This is a genomic window from Brevibacillus sp. 1238 (assembly GCF_029892995.1).
GTDB lineage: Bacteria > Bacillota > Bacilli > Brevibacillales > Brevibacillaceae > Brevibacillus > Brevibacillus parabrevis.
Window position 1 is genome coordinate 274,228 of the sequence record NZ_JARXWC010000005.1, and the last position, 15,003, is coordinate 289,230.

General features: G+C 52.9%; 14 protein-coding genes and 2 riboswitches. Of the genes, 4 read left to right on the plus strand and 10 right to left on the minus strand.

Annotated elements, in window-relative coordinates:
- Window positions 1-2 precede the first annotated feature (2 nt).
- Together M2298_RS14860 and M2298_RS14865 are read right to left on the minus strand one after the other, a co-directional pair.
- Window positions 3-665: an HAD family hydrolase gene (locus tag M2298_RS14860; RefSeq protein ID WP_173596331.1), complete on the minus strand. Its 663-nt coding sequence runs from the start codon at window positions 663-665 to the stop codon at window positions 3-5.
- Window positions 643-1,242: a glycerol-3-phosphate responsive antiterminator gene (locus M2298_RS14865; RefSeq protein WP_122962514.1), complete on the minus strand. Its 600-nt coding sequence runs from the start codon at window positions 1,240-1,242 to the stop codon at window positions 643-645. The genes M2298_RS14860 and M2298_RS14865 overlap by 23 nt, the downstream gene beginning before the upstream one ends.
- A 297-nt stretch (window positions 1,243-1,539) precedes the next feature.
- Here M2298_RS14865 and M2298_RS14870 point away from each other — a divergent pair, with 297 nt between their 5' ends.
- Together M2298_RS14870 and M2298_RS14875 are read left to right on the plus strand one after the other, a co-directional pair.
- Window positions 1,540-3,297 (plus strand): SulP family inorganic anion transporter, encoded by a 1,758-nt coding sequence (locus tag M2298_RS14870; RefSeq protein ID WP_173599069.1) that lies wholly within the window; start codon window positions 1,540-1,542, stop codon window positions 3,295-3,297.
- A 24-nt stretch (window positions 3,298-3,321) separates the two neighbouring features.
- Complete coding sequence (locus tag M2298_RS14875) at window positions 3,322-3,648, plus strand: ArsR/SmtB family transcription factor (RefSeq protein WP_122962512.1); 327 nt, start codon at window positions 3,322-3,324, stop codon at window positions 3,646-3,648.
- A gap of 74 nt (window positions 3,649-3,722) precedes the next feature.
- Here M2298_RS14875 and M2298_RS14880 read toward each other — a convergent pair whose 3' ends face one another.
- From M2298_RS14880 to M2298_RS14910, 7 genes are all read right to left on the minus strand, one after another.
- Window positions 3,723-4,445 (minus strand): nucleoside phosphorylase, encoded by a 723-nt coding sequence (locus tag M2298_RS14880; RefSeq protein ID WP_122962511.1) that lies wholly within the window; start codon window positions 4,443-4,445, stop codon window positions 3,723-3,725.
- Window position 4,446: 1 nt separating this feature from the next.
- Window positions 4,447-5,109 carry a sulfite oxidase-like oxidoreductase gene (locus M2298_RS14885; RefSeq protein WP_122962510.1) on the minus strand — a complete coding sequence of 221 codons (663 nt, stop codon included), beginning with the start codon at window positions 5,107-5,109 and terminating at the stop codon, window positions 4,447-4,449.
- A gap of 36 nt (window positions 5,110-5,145) precedes the next feature.
- Entirely contained in the window at window positions 5,146-6,060 is a 915-nt protein-coding gene (locus M2298_RS14890; RefSeq protein ID WP_280648668.1) for an ABC transporter permease, read from the minus strand.
- Window positions 6,047-7,117 (minus strand): ABC transporter permease, encoded by a 1,071-nt coding sequence (locus tag M2298_RS14895; RefSeq protein WP_280648669.1) that lies wholly within the window; start codon window positions 7,115-7,117, stop codon window positions 6,047-6,049. Before M2298_RS14895 ends, M2298_RS14890 begins: the two co-directional genes overlap by 14 nt.
- A complete protein-coding gene (locus M2298_RS14900) occupies window positions 7,092-8,621 on the minus strand; it encodes an ABC transporter ATP-binding protein (protein WP_173596326.1) in 1,530 nt (509 codons plus the stop codon). Before M2298_RS14900 ends, M2298_RS14895 begins: the two co-directional genes overlap by 26 nt.
- 94 nt (window positions 8,622-8,715) lie before the next feature.
- Window positions 8,716-9,759: a BMP family lipoprotein gene (locus M2298_RS14905; protein ID WP_122962506.1), complete on the minus strand. Its 1,044-nt coding sequence runs from the start codon at window positions 9,757-9,759 to the stop codon at window positions 8,716-8,718.
- Window positions 9,760-9,965: 206 nt separating this feature from the next.
- Window positions 9,966-10,087, minus strand: a riboswitch (SAM riboswitch).
- A gap of 87 nt (window positions 10,088-10,174) precedes the next feature.
- Complete coding sequence (locus tag M2298_RS14910) at window positions 10,175-11,650, minus strand: methyl-accepting chemotaxis protein (RefSeq protein ID WP_122962505.1); 1,476 nt, start codon at window positions 11,648-11,650, stop codon at window positions 10,175-10,177.
- A gap of 162 nt (window positions 11,651-11,812) precedes the next feature.
- Here M2298_RS14910 and M2298_RS14915 point away from each other — a divergent pair, with 162 nt between their 5' ends.
- Together M2298_RS14915 and M2298_RS14920 are read left to right on the plus strand one after the other, a co-directional pair.
- Complete coding sequence (locus M2298_RS14915; protein WP_122962504.1) at window positions 11,813-12,436, plus strand: DUF3298 and DUF4163 domain-containing protein; 624 nt, start codon at window positions 11,813-11,815, stop codon at window positions 12,434-12,436.
- A gap of 218 nt (window positions 12,437-12,654) precedes the next feature.
- A complete protein-coding gene (locus tag M2298_RS14920; protein WP_063228891.1) occupies window positions 12,655-13,071 on the plus strand; it encodes a MarR family winged helix-turn-helix transcriptional regulator in 417 nt (138 codons plus the stop codon).
- 53 nt (window positions 13,072-13,124) lie between these two features.
- On the opposite strand, the gene M2298_RS14925 is transcribed toward M2298_RS14920, so the two are convergent.
- Window positions 13,125-14,558: an NAD(P)/FAD-dependent oxidoreductase gene (locus tag M2298_RS14925; RefSeq protein WP_173599071.1), complete on the minus strand. Its 1,434-nt coding sequence runs from the start codon at window positions 14,556-14,558 to the stop codon at window positions 13,125-13,127.
- 130 nt (window positions 14,559-14,688) lie between these two features.
- Window positions 14,689-14,788: riboswitch (purine riboswitch) on the minus strand.
- Window positions 14,789-15,003: the final 215 nt, after the last annotated feature.

The following is a 15,003-nucleotide window of genomic DNA, read 5'->3' on the forward strand; positions in this document are numbered from 1 at the left end:
TTTCATCTTCCTCCTTGCGCCTTGGCAGCCATCATGTCGGTGACAAACGATTCGAAATCGGCGTAGCGGTAATCAGGCGTGGCATAGAGCCACTCTTCCTGCCCGTACCACTCCAGCACCACGGACGAGACGCCACCCGCGACTGCCGCGAGCACATCGTAGCGGCTATCGCCGACCATCATCGCCTGCTCGGGACGACTGCCCATACTGGCGAGCGCTTTGCATACAGGCTCGGCTGACGGTTTTCCTTTGGCGACATCGTCCACGGCCACTACGACTTCGAACAGCTTGTCGATCCCCGCCTGCTTCAGTCCGGCCAGCGCAAATTCCCGCTGCTTGTTGGTGACCACCGCCAGCTGATAGCCTGCCTGCTTTAATTTTTCCAGCCCTTCTTTCACATAAGGAAACAGCCGAACATGTCGGGCGTGGTTCTCACGCACGTAGGCAAAATACTTTTCCAGCACCTCTTGCTTGTCGGGCACGCCTGCCGCTTGTGCGACAGCTGCCAAAAAATCGTCGAACGACTCGCCAAAACGCGCGAGCAGCTCTTCCCGGCTGAAGTGACCCGGTGCGTACTCTTCTGCTGTATAGGCGACTGCATCGATGACTGCATCCCGGCTGTCCAGCAGGGTCCCATCCAGATCAAACAGCAACGCTTGAATCATGCAAAAAACTCTCCTTCCACAAAAGGGGGTTACCGACTGACACAGCAGTCGCTCCATGCTGCAATACTTCCTCCATCTGCTCCCGCTTGCGGATCAAACCACCAGCGATGATTGGAATATCAATCACGCGCTTGTACTCTTCGATATACTCTGGCAGCAGTGCCGGCATCAGCTCGACGGCGTCAGGCTGGGTTTCAGCGAGAGACGACAGCCCGGATTTGAGCGAGTCGCTGTCTACGAGGAACAGGCGCTGGATTGTCAGCAAGCCTTGCTTTTTCGCCAGCTTGACCAGCGTGTTGCGCGTGGTCACAATCCCGTCCGGCTTCACGTAATGCGCCAAAAAGGCGATGCCTTCCCGGTCGTAGCTGATTCCCCCGATTCTTTCGAGGTGAAGGAACACCGGGATCTTTCTGTTTTTGAAAAAGTCTACATAGCCTTTGATGACCCCGATGTTGCCGATAGAGAGCACGGCGGCGCTCACATTGGCCTCTGCCGCTTTTTCCAGGTACTTCGCCTCTTTTACGGAAGCAATCAGCTTGTACTCTTCCAACCTGCCGTGAAACTGCTCCTGATTCATTCGTAAGCCTCCTTTGCGAACGACAAAAAAACCCAACGACATGACAATTGCACAAGCATACTTGAGGAAAGTGCTTGGAAAGGCTGTCGGGGGTTTCTCCATGACTCCAACCGAAGGGGAATGTTCACTTGTCATTTTGAATGGTACTCCTTCAGCGTTAAGACAACTTGAAGCAATTGTTAAAAAAGGGCAAAGATCGTGTAAGGATGCAATTGACGAGAATCATGAAACGGGAGTATGATCCATCTATATTCAAATAATCAAATATTCGAATATACGAAAAGAAGGGTTGCTACCATGAAGTGGGCCGCTAGATTTGAGGGCTACAATACGCAAGCATTCAGAAAAGACTGCGTGTCAGGATTAATCGTAGGCATTATCGCTATTCCGCTCGGCATGGCGTTCGCCATCGCTTCCGGTGTCAAGCCGGAGTACGGGATTTACACCACCATCATCGCAGGGACGCTCATCTCGCTGTTCGGCGGTTCCCGCTATCAGATTGGCGGGCCGACTGGCGCCTTTATCCCGATCCTGTTCGCCATCGTCATGCAGTACGGCTACGCGGATTTGCTGCTCGCGGGCTTGATGGCGGGGATTATGCTCGTCCTGATGGGCGTTTTGCGGCTGGGCGGACTGATCAAATTCATTCCTCGCCCGGTCACGATCGGGTTTACAGCAGGGATTGCCGTCATTATTTTTACCGGGCAGCTCGCCAATTTCCTCGGTCTATCGGACATACAACGGCACGAGGACTTTTTGTCCAACATGAAAGAAGTCGTCGTCCACCTGCATACAACCAGCTTCTACAGCCTGGCAACCGCCTGCCTCAGTCTGGCGATTATATTGATTACACCGCGTTTTGTGCGCAATGTGCCTGGCTCGCTCGTCGGTCTGGTCATCTCCAGCGTCATTGCCTTTTTCTTTTTCGAAGGAAAGGTCGCGACGATCGGCTCGACCTTCGGCGAAATTCCGAGCACACTGCCTGGCTTCCATTTTCCCGAAATCACGCTGGAGCGCGTCCAAAAATTACTGAGTCCTGCCCTAATCATTGCTATACTAGGAGCAATAGAGTCTTTACTGTCTGCTGTCGTAGCTGATGGCATGACCCGCAGTCGCCACAACAGCAACAAGGAATTGATCGGGCAAGGCATTGCCAACATCGTGACGCCGCTTTTCGGCGGGATTCCCGCTACGGGCGCGATTGCCCGGACCGCGACCAATATTCGCAGCGGCGCTGCCTCGCCCATGTCCGGCATCATCCACGGGATGGTCGTACTGCTCATCCTCGTGCTGCTGGCGCCTTACGCCTCGCACATTCCACTGGCGAGCATGGCTCCGATCTTGATGCTGGTCGCCTGGAACATGAGTGAGCGCAAGGAATTTGCCCACATCCTCAAAGCAAAAACAAGCGATTCGCTCGTGCTTGTGATCACGTTTGTTTTGACCGTCTTCACCAATCTGACTACCGCTGTCGAGGTAGGACTGGTGCTTGCTGTGCTGCTGTTTATCAAAAGGATGCGCGACAGCCTGCAAGTCGCCAAAGTGCTGCCCGACCCTTCTTTGAAGCACGAAAAAGTCATGCCGCATATGGTGTCGTCCCAGCACGATTGCCCGCAAATCAACATCTACACGATTGAAGGGCCGCTGTTTTTCGGGGACGCCGACTTGTTTGAAAGCTCGCTTGCGAACACGTTGCAGCACCGCCCCAAGGTCTTGTTGCTGCGCATGGGCAAAGTGCCATTTTTGGACATGACAGGCGAAGCCAATTTGTCCCGGACGGTAAAGCAAGCCATGAGTCAGGGAACGACCGTGCTGATCTCGGGCATTCAACCTGCTCCCAAACAAATTTTGCAGCGCACGGGTCTGTATGCAAGCATCGGGGAAACGCACTTTTTCGACCACACCGGAGAGGCAATCGAATATGCGCTTCATCGGCTGGATACGAACAAATGCCTGGGCTGCAAGCACTTTGCGTTCCGGGAATGCACGAGCCTGTCCGACACCCGCATACAACAGAGCTGCGCCCAACAACAAACATCCACTACGTCCACATGACGAAAAGATCGGAGGAACCTGCTATTGAATTTGGAGCTACAGCAATTTAAAGCGAACTTCTTCAAAGCGCTGGGTCATCCCCTGCGGATTCGGATTCTGGAGCTTTTGGCGGAGGGAGACAAAAACGTGAACGAGCTGCAAACGCTGATCGGCAGTGAAGGCTCGGCCGTTTCCCAGCAGCTGGCCATTTTACGCAACAACAATATCGTGTACGGAACAAAAGACGGCAACAAAGTCACTTATTCTTTGCGCGACCCGATGATTATCGAGCTTTTGGGCGTCGCCCGGCAAATTTTCAACAACCACCTGATCGATACGATCTCGATGCTGGATCGCTTCAACGAAGAATAGCTTTTCACTCCGGAAAAGCTCCAGAAAAAAAGCCCAGGACCATTCACAGTCCTGGGCATGTTTATGTGATTAGATTAGGAAACAGCCACCAAAGCATCCAGCGCAATCAACGCTTCCGCCTCAATCGCTTTTGCCATCGCATCGGTATGCGGGTTGTACGAAGCAAGCAAATCGGCATCCGCATAGCCGTCAATCGCCAAAATCGCTCCGGCCTTCATTCCGCGCAATGCCGCGATGACGAACAGGGCGGAATTTTCCATCTCGACCGCGAGTACCCCGGCTTTTTGGTACAGCTTGTGCGGAAACTCCAGAACGCCACTGTAGAACACATCCAGCGTCAGCGTAATTCCCTCTGCTACGGGAAGTCCGGCCTCGTTTGCTTCTGCTGCTGCCACCAGTGCATCCGCCACGCGGCGATTGGCGACTGCCGGGAAACCCGGAGGAACGAGCTGGCTGGTCAGTCCGTCCTGACGCACGACAGCCGAGCTGATGACGAGGCTGCCAGGCTCGATTTCTTTTTGGTACGATCCTGCCGTACCTACGCGAATGATGACCTGCACGCCACCTTTTGCCAACTCCTCAAAACATACGGCAGCACCCGGCGAACCGACGCCGTGGCTGACTACGGCAACCTCCGTGCCTTTCCACGTCCCGGCATAGCTGTGATACTCGCGATTTTCTCCGATGGACCGATGGTTGTCCAGCTTGGCGGCAATCAAGGCAGCCCGTTTTGGATCTCCACATACGATGACGCGCTTCGGCAACTGTTCCGGATCTACTTTCAGGTTCGTAAGCATCTCAATCAAACTCCTTTTTCTCCCATTCGTCTTCGGGAATCGGCAGCGCTTCACCGGAGAACCGCTCTTCGCGGAACGGGTCTGCGATCAGGTGAAAGCCGTTTTGCTCCCAAAATCCGGGGGTGTTTTCCGAAATAAACTCAATGCCTCGCAGCCACTTCACGCTTTTCCAGAAGTACAGGTGCGGCACAGTCAGGCGCAAAGGCCAGCCATGCTTGTCCGTCAGCGGCTCTCCGTCGAAGGAGTGGGCCAACAGCACGTCAGGGCGCATCAAGTCAGCGAGCGGTACGTTCGCCGTATAGTCGTGATCGCCGTGCAGCATGACGTACGATGCCTGCGGCACTACACCGATTGCCTGCAAAAAGTCGCGGAACCGCACGCCTGTAAACGCATTGTCAAAACGCGACCAGCGCGTCACGCAGTGAATATCGCTGGTCACGGTGACTTGCGGCATCTCCATGATTTGCTCGTAGCTCAGTGTAACTTCGCGATCTACCTCGCCAAACACGCGCAATGTCCATTCCTTCATGTCGTAAACCGGGACTTCTCCCTCATGCAAAATCGGAAAGCGCTCGGTCAAAATTTGTCCTGGCGGAAGCCTTTTTGCCAGTGCCGGGTCGACTGCGGGCACTTTCATCCGTTTGATCCGATCTGCCTTGTTCATGTTGCGTCCCCCCTTTTCTTCGCTGACTGTTCTTTGTTAACGGGTGCTCTGCTGATTGTTGCTCGCCGCCTGCATGCGCTCTTTCAGGAAGAACATCGCGGCAACCGTGAGCAAATACGGCAGCATGGAAGTGAATTGCGTTGGCAGCGAGAAGCCTTGCAGACGAATGCTCAGCGCATCCATCAAGCCAAACAAAAAGCTCGACGCCAGTATTCCGATTGGATGGGACTGCCCCATCATCATCGCCACCAAAGCGATAAAGCCGCGTCCGGCGGTCATGCCCTCGGAGAACATCGTCACCTGGCCCAACGAAAGCTGTGCTCCTGCAAGCCCGCACAAAGCGCCGCAGATGACGATAGCCAGCACCTGCAAGCCCGTTACTTTCAACCCGAGGCTGCGAGCCGCAACCGGATTCGATCCGACGGCAAGAACCCGAAAACCAGTGACAGTCTTGTAAAAGAACACATAAAGCGCAATCGCAGCCAAAAACGCGAAATAAACAAGCGGAGAATGCCCGGAAAATACCTCGCCGACACCCGGAATATCTTTGATCACAGGGATGTCCCACTTCGGCAAGCCCGCCATATCTTTATCGTAAAAAGCCCCTTTGACGCCAAAAATCGCCCGCAGCGCAAACGTCGTCAGACCGAGCGCGAGGAAATTGATCGCTACCCCGACGACGATCTCGTTTGCTTTGAGCTTGATCGTCATATAGGCAAACAACAGAGCGAACAAAACACTCGTCAACGCCGCAATCAAGATCGCCAGAAACAAATTCCCGGTAAAGTGGTTGCCAACGATCGCGGAAAAGGCTCCGGCCAGCACCATGCCTTCCAGCCCCACATTAAAAATGCCTACACGCGAGCACAGCGCTCCGCCCAAAGCAGCCAGCAATATCGGTGTCACCATGCGAATGGTAGAACTGACGAGGGACCAATCAAGCAGCTCCATGCGATTCTCCCCCTTTTGCTTTCCGCTGTTTCCACCAGTCGTAGCTGAATTTTGCCGAAATAAACAGGATCAGCACTGCCGAGATGACGCTTGCCAACTCCAACGGCACGTCTGTGTTCCGCTCCACGCCCATCGCTCCAGTCTGAAAAGCAGCCAGCAGGATCGAGGTAAAAATAATCCCGACCGGATGGGAGTTTGCCAAGAGCGTCGCCATCAGGCCCGTCCAGGCGAAGTTCGGTACAGTCAAAGCGCCATCGACAAAACGGTAGTGCGCCCCCAGCACCTCGACCGTCCCTGCCAGGCCCGCCAGACCACCGCTGGCAAACATGCCTGTCAGCATGACGCGGATGCGGTTGATCCCCCCGTATTGAGCGAACAACGGGTTTTGCCCGAGCATTTTCACTTCATAGCCGAACGGCGTAAAGCGGATGACCCAGAACAGGATCAAAGCGCCGACAATGGCAAACAAAAACCCGGCGTGCACGCTCATCCCTGCGAACAGCTTGGGAAGCCAGACGCTCTTGTCCAGCATGACCGTTTGCGCCAAAGCTGCCGAACCAGTCCTGTCCCGAAACGGCTCCGTGACCAGATAGCTGGCAAACAAGACGGCAATGTAGTTGAACAGCAAGGAAGAAATCAGCAGCGGAATCCGAAACCGCGCTTCCATGATGCCCGGCAATAGCCCCCAAAGCCCGCCAACGACCATTCCCGTCACAATCGCAGCCACCAGCTTCACGATTCCCGGCGCCGGCAAGTAAATGGCTACCAGCGTAGCACTGATAGCGCCAAGCACCATCTGTCCTTCTGCCCCCAGATTGAATACTCCCGCCCGAAAAGCAAGCGACAGCCCCAGGGCGATCAGCATGATCGGTGTTGCTCTCGCCAACGTGGAAACGAAGAAGTAAAAGCTTCCAAATGCTCCCTTCCACATTTCCTGATAGGTGCCCAAGATCGATTCCCCTACCGATGCGATGACGAGCGCCCCGATCAACAGGCCGATGACAATCGCCAAAAGCGGCTGAACCAGTGATTTACACAGCTCTTTGATTGCTGCCATGAACGCTTCCTCCCGCCATTAACACGCTGATTTTTTCCTCGGTTGCCTCTTTGCGCGAAAGCTCTCCGGCGATCCGCCCTTTGTACATCACCAAAATGCGATCCGACAGCGCCAAAATTTCCGACAGCTCGGATGACACCAGCAAAATTCCGTCTCCTGCGTTGCGCTTGTCGATCAGCGCCTGATGGATGTACTCCATCGCTCCGATATCGACACCGCGCGTCGGCTCAGCCGCGATCAAAAACGGGGTTTCATGCCCCAGCTCCCGCGCGACGATCAGCTTCTGCAAATTTCCGCCCGACAAATTCCCGGCAAGCTCCTGAAGCTGCCGCGAACCAGTCTTGATCGCGAATCGCTCCACCCAGCCAGTCACAACCTGGCGAAACGCTTCCCGCAGTACGATGCCGCGCCGATTGAATGCAGGCTTGCGCTGATAGCCCATCAACGCGTTCTCTTCGACACTTTCCAGCTTGGCGGTTCCCCACATATAACGATCCTCGGGAATATGGGCCAGACCCGCTTCCCGGATTGTCGCCACAGATTTGTTGGTGACGTCCTTGCCGCCCAACCGCACCGTTCCCTCCTGTGCCGCCCGCAAACCGCTCACGGCTTGCAGCAACTCGGACTGACCGTTGCCAGAAACTCCGGCAATTCCCACGATCTCGCCGTGATGGACGGTAAAGCTGACCCGGTCGAGCAACGTCTGCTTTTCGCGCACCGACAAATTTTCCACCTGCAAAAGCGGCCCCTGCTCCAAAGCGACGCGCTCACTCAGCTCTTGCAGCTCGCGGCCGACCATCAACCGGGCCAAATCGTCCACATTTGTCTGCTCACGCGCAACCGTACCCGTCACCTTGCCGCCGCGCAGCACCGTGATGCGATCTGCTACCTCCATTACCTCCTGGAGCTTGTGCGTAATCAAAATCACGCTTTTCCCGCTCTCCGCCAGATTGCGAATCGTTTGCAGCAAGTCGCGAACCTCCAGCGGAGTCAACACAGCGGTCGGTTCGTCCAGCACGATGATGTCTGCGCCCTGGTACAGCACTTTCAAAATCTCGACCCGCTGCTGTTCTCCCACCGAGCAATTGGACACTTTTGCCTGTGGATCAATCGGAATACGGAACTTTTCGCTTAGCTCGCGCACTTTTTGCACAGCGTCATGGCGGCGGAAAAACCCGGCCTGCTGCGGTTCGTAGCCAATCACGATGTTTTCGGCCACGCTGAACTCGCCGAACAGCATGAAGTGCTGGTGCACCATCCCGATTCCGTTGCCAATGGCGTCCTGTGGCCCGCGAAAAGCGACCGGCTTGCCGTTTAGCACGATATCGCCGGACGTAGGCTGCTCCATGCCGTACAACATCCTCATCAACGTCGTCTTGCCCGCTCCGTTCTCACCGACGATCGCGTGCACTTCTCCGGCAGCAAGCGAGAACGAGACCTTGTCGTTTGCAATAAAATCTCCGTATTTCTTGGTCATGGCGCGCATTTCCAAACGATAGGTCATCCTTGCTCCCCCTTCTTTACGCTTTCCTTTCGCATATAAGGAAGACCGACTACACAGCCGTAGTCGGTCACAATCAAGCTCTGTGCACTAGCTTTTAGAACGAATCCGGCACTTTGCGGGTACCAGCAATGATCTCTTCACTGATCGCTTTTACTTTGTCCACAACTTCCTGGCCGATGAAAGCGTTCAGCGGTGTTTTGCTTTCGTGAGTCACATACGTTACGCCTACGCCTTTTTCTTTCAATCCGTAGTTGACGACACCTGGTTTGAAAGAACCTTCCACAAACGATTTCACAGTTTCATACGCTGCTGCGTCTGTCCCTTTCAACTGGGACAATACGATGTGCTCAGGGTCAATCGTCGTGCGGTCAACGTCTTGTCCTGCTGTAAAGAAGCCTTTTTCCTTCGCGGCTTCGAATACGCCGAGATCGCCTACCGCAGCTGCTCCGTTGATGAAGTCAGCGCCTTTGGATGCTTGCAGCAGAGCCAGCTCTTTCGCTTTTGCCGGGTCTGTGAAGCTGCCCACGTAGTTTACCAGAAATTCTGCATTCGGATTGGTCGATTTCAAGCCTTCCTGGAATCCGCCTGTCCATTTTTTCAGAAGCGGAATGTCCATTGCGACAACCATGCCGACTTTGTTTGTTTTCGTGGCAAGACCTGCCGCCGCCCCCATCAGGTAAGCTGCTTCCTGCTCGCGGAAAGTAACGCTGCGCACATTTGGCAAGTCCACTACTGTATCAATAATCGCGAAGTTGCGATCAGGGTTTTCTGCGGCTACTTTTTTCAGTGCGTCTTCTGCTTCAAAAGAAGAAGTGATGATCAGGTCGTAGTTTTCCGCTACGGCTACGCGCAAGTTCTCTTCGATCGCACCATGGTCAGTCGACTCGATGCTTTTTACTTCCGCGCCAAATTCTTGTCCTGCTTTTTTCGCGCCCTCGTCCATTTGCTGGAAGAATGGGTTCACGCCGATTTTTTCCGGCAAAATCAAGGCAACGCGTTTCTTCGCTGCACCTTCTTGTCCTGCCGCTTGCTCTTTCGGCTTATCAGTCGATGCGTTCCCGGCAGGTGCATTCCCGCCTGCTGAACAACCCGCAGCCAAAACAGCAAAAGTAGTCAATGCCAACAACAACTTCTTCATGGTGTCTTTCTCCCCTATCTGAACGTTCTCCGTTTTCTCTATCCTAACCATAATGTACGGTTTTTCGACAAAAAGATCAATACTAAACACGAATATTTCACATTAAAATTATTTTATCGTTCGTTATTCCTCCTCTATCCATCCTCCCCTTCTAACGAAAAAAAAACTCTTCCCGAAGGAAGAGTTTGCGTCCGAAGCCGTCCTCTTCCTCATCTGTCAAAACCCCGGTACAGGTTTTGCAGGAATTGGCACCTTTCTGTACATGTCTCGCATGTCCAGTGGTTGCCGGGCTTCATAGGGCCAGTCCCTCCGCCGCTCTCGATAAGGTAGATCATCTATTGAGTTACAATGAACTTATTCTAGCAGAACGCTCTGAAAAAGCAATTGTTTTTTCAGATTGTTTCCGCCAGTTTGTTTATTTCGTTTGAAAGGTTTGCTGGAGTCGATGCGACAAGTTGCTAAGCTCACCCAGCTCTTCGGTAATTTCCCGCACCTTTTGATGCTGATTTTCTGCGGTGGCAAAAAGCTCTTCCAGGTTGGCAACCGATTGTTCGGTGACGGCCGTAATCGTCGACATCTCCATCGCCACTTCGCCTGAACGCATTTTGACCCGGTTCATGCTGGAACCGACATGCTCGGCCGCTTGCAGGAATGCCACCATGCCGGAGCGCACTGCCTCGATCGAAGCCACCGTTTTTACAGCCAGCTCCTGTCCTTTGGCTACAGACGCCTCTCCGTTGCTGATTTGCTGCACAGCGTTCTCGCTCTCCTGATGGAGCGATTTGAGAATTTCCGTAATCTCCTGGGTAGCGGTCGCGCTTTGCTCAGCCAGCTTGCGCACTTCGTCAGCTACTACAGCGAAACCGCGTCCATGCTCGCCAGCCCGCGCTGACTCGATGGCGGCGTTGAGCGCCAAAAGATTCGTTTGCGTGGCAATCTGGTTGATCGCTCCCACGATTTCTTCTACCCGGTTCGCCTGGCGATTGAGCTGGTGAATCGTCGCAGCAGCCACATTGACCGCAGACACGATCTGTTCCATTTGCTGCGAAAGCTCGTTCATCATGCCCACGCTGTCTTTCAGGCGCTGGTTGTTTTGATCGGACTCGCTCTTCATCGCATTCGTCTGCGTCGTTACCGCCACGATCTCCTGGTCGATCGACTGCACTTCTTCTTCGATCTTCACAGTCGAATTGGCCTGCGATTCCATGCCAGTCGCAACTTCGCGAAACGCAATCATCATCTCGTCCGTATTGCGTTTCGTTCCTTCGGCATGCTCGTGCACATGCTCTGTCGTGCGGTCAATCTGCCCCGTCATCTGTTGAATATGTACGAGCATTTCTCCCAGACGGCGTTCTTTTTCCTCTGCTTCCTGTCGGGCGATATTCGCCTTGCTGAGAGAAGCTTGTCCAGCCAGACAGAGGTACGTTACAGCCCCCATCATCATGAGGATCGCTACAATCCGCAGCACCAGATTCAGTTCCGTGAAGTCGCCGCTAAAAATTTCGTAGGAGCCTGTATAAAAGCCGACCAGAGTCACAACAATCTGCGCGATTCCCGCCGACACTACCAGCTTCCAGTCGAGGTAGGCTGCCAAAAATCCCATGACAATGAATGCGAGAAAAGTTACCTCTGGATAGGTAGTAAAGTGATCGAATGAGATCGCGTAAAACATGAGTCCAATCGCTACCAGGTAACGAATGACATGACTGTCCCTTTTGATGAAGTAAAACGGTGACACAATGAGGGTGACCAGCAATCCGAGGGACGTCACTTTCCAGAAGTTTGCATCGACCTGATAAGCAATCAGTCCCGCCATCCACAGGTGGTTCCATAGGATAAAAATCATAAAGCCTTCTTTGTCCGTCAAGGTGTTACGAACCAATTGAATCATAAGTGCCCCCCTTTTCCTGTTACTTATGTATCGGATTCTTTAACCATTATATCGCGTGCAGATTGACTAATTTGTGAAAAAAGTGAGAACAGCCAAAACGATTGGAGAATAGGCTACTATCATCTCCCCTTATTTTAAGCTATTTGGAAAGGAACTGGAACTGTGGAAGAACAACTCAATCTGTTGCCAGCCACTGTGCTGACGCGGACCATCAACCGTCCGAACACCACGATTTACTACCCGCAGCTGGCAGGGCTGGCCAACCAGCAGGCGGAAAAAGACATCAACCGGGCCATTTTGCAAACGGTGCAAGGCTTGATCCACGAGCAGCAACGAGTGCAGGTGCCGGGAAATACACAGATGCAAGGCAGCTTTGAAATCAAGACGAATGAACGCGGCATTTTCAGCGTGACACTCAGCAACTACGCGTACACCCCGCAAATGGCTCACGGAATGACTTTTCTCGGGTCTGTAACAGCCAATACCCAGACAGGCAAGCTCTACACCTTGCGCGATCTGTTCAAGCCGGGCAGCGACTACGTCACGGTCCTGTCGGAAAACATCAAGCGACAAATCAAAGAGCGCGATATTCCTACTTTAGGTAATTTTACCACAATCAAGCCAGATCAGGACTTCTATCTCGCAGACAAATCGCTTGTTATTTATTTCCAATTGTATGAAATCACGCCTTATTACGTCGGGTTTCCGATGTTCCCGATCTCCGTCTACGACTTGCAGTCGATTATAGACGAATCTGGCCCGCTCGGCATTTTGTCCGCCAGTTAAAAGTAGTGAACAACTGAACGCAAAATCGTGTGTGCACAAAGCTGAGCGACGGGGAACGACTGTCATCAGCTTTGTTTTTTGTTCGGAAAAATGCCTTTTTTACATTCGAATAAACATTTACTTATATGTCATTACCTGCTACTATTTTATTTGTACATATTTACTTAAGCAATCAAGCGCATCGTATCGAACCAGTTTTTTCTGGAGGTCTGATATTCATGCAACACTACGGTCACAAGATCGGCCAAACTGCCAGAGTTTTCAGTAAAACCTTGAATGGAATCATGTCGCCCATGGGATTATATAGCTCGCAATGGAGCATCATTCTCTGCCTGCACTATCGCAGCTCGCTGACGCAGGTGCAGTTGAGCAATTACTTGAACGTGGAGGCCCCTACCATTACGCGGACATTGACCCGGCTGGAGGAAATGGGCTGGATCATCCGCTCCGAGGGTGACGACAAGCGGGAACGGTACGTCTCGCTCTCGCCAGCCGCTATCGAGCGCTTCCCCGAGTGGCTGCAAGCTGCCCGCGATCTGGAAGACGTCGCCCTGCGCGATTTGGATGAGAGCGAGTTGGCTGTCTTTAATCGGGTGCTGAAAAAGATGACGGAAAACTTGAATACGATTGCATAAAAGGGCCTCTACCTAAACACATCGCTGTTCAGGTAGAAGCCCTTCTTCTTTTATTAGCTCATCCGTTTGACCATGCTGCGCGCCATCCAGACGCCTGCCGCTCCCGCCTGCGCCAAGCCGCGTGTGATTCCCGCGCCGTCGCCACCGCAGAACAGTCCTTTGATCTCTGTTTCAAACTCCTCTGTAAGCTTCGGACGAGCCGAGTAAAATTTCGCCTCCACCCCGTAAAACAACGTGTGCTCCGAGGCGATTCCCGGCGTAACCTTGTCGAGCGCCTCTACCATTTCGATCAAGCTTTTCATCGTGTTGTACGGCAAGACCAGTCCCAGGTCGCCCGGTACCGCTTCCTTCAAGGTCGGCTCCAGGAAGCCTTCCCTGATCCGCGCTTCAGTCGAGCGGCGCGCCCGCAAAATATCGCCGTACTTTTGCACGATGACGCCGCCGTTGGACAAATCGTTTGCCCGTTTGCATATTTCCCGCGCGTACTCGTTCGGCTTGTCAAAAGGCTCTGTAAACGTGTGGGATACGAGCAGCGCGAAGTTCGTATTCGGCGAGCCGAGAGCCGGGTCCTTGTAGGAGTGACCATTTGCCGCCATCACCCCGCTGTGGTTTTCCACGACCACGTGCCCGGACGGATTGCTGCAAAACGTGCGAACCCGTGTGCCGACAGACGTGTTGAAAATGAACTTGCCCTCGTACAGATGCTCGTTGATCTCGCGCATCACGACATCTGATGTCTCTACGCGCACCCCGACGTCCACCTGATTGTTGTACATTTTCAGGCGGCGTTTTTTCAAAATGCTGGTCAGCCAGGCGGAACCGTCCCGTCCAGGGCCGATCACGACAAAATCGCTTTCGTATTCTTCCCCGTTTTTCAGGACAACCCCTTTGACCCGATGACCTCCGTCTTCCTTGACCGTCAAAATATCCTCGACCTCTGTCTTGAACATCATGTCGATCCGTTCCTTCAAGTATTCAAAAATCGACTGCAAAATCTCCAGGTTTTGCTCTGTGCCCAAATGGCGAACCTGGGCGCGCAACAGCTTCAGCCCTGCCGCGTATCCGCGCTGTTCAATGCTTTTGATCGTCTCTGTCGTCGGATCGGTAATCGTCTCGGTCGCGCCGTGCTCCAGATTGATTTCGTCTACGTATTTGATCAAGCCGAGCACAGTCGAAGGATTGAGGTAATCCGTCATCCATCCGCCGAACTCCGTCGTAATGTTGAATTTGCCGTCACTGTAAGCGCCTGCTCCACCAAACCCGCTGGTGATCGAACAGGCCGGAAGACAGCCTGCGTAATCCTTTTTCCCGGCAGGAGGCGGGCAGAGCTTGATTTTCTCTTCCAAAATCGGGCAGCGTCTGCTGTAAATATCGTGGCCTTTATCTATGAGCAGCACCTTCGCATTCGGCGCTTTTCGCGTCAGTTCATAGCATGTAAAAATTCCGGCTGGTCCTGCTCCTACTACAATGGCATCGTATTTTTTCATCTGCAATTCCTCCCTGTAAACACGTTTGAATACTTGGTTTTTATCAAGCATGAGTCACTCTTGCGCAGTCTCCCCTGAGTTGTTGTATGGACGACAACACAAAAAATTCCCGGCCGACGAATAAGGTATGTCAAAAAACAACCTCATTCGTAGCCGGGAATTTACGGTTCCCTGTAGAGACCCTCAAACCATATTTTCGAGGATATACGAATTTATTAAGGATTCATCAAGCCAGTTCATCTTGCTAACAACCATATGTATAGTAGCGCATAATCTGAATCAAGTCAATATACGATCATCCATTTATTCGTGTTTACAATTTTTTAACATGAAAACAGCTTGTTTGAAACGGTTACATTCAGCAAAAACCGAACATTATATCCGAACGTTCGTAATTTCCAAGGAACTCCCCCAAAAAAGTTGGAAGGAAACGACATAAAAAGAT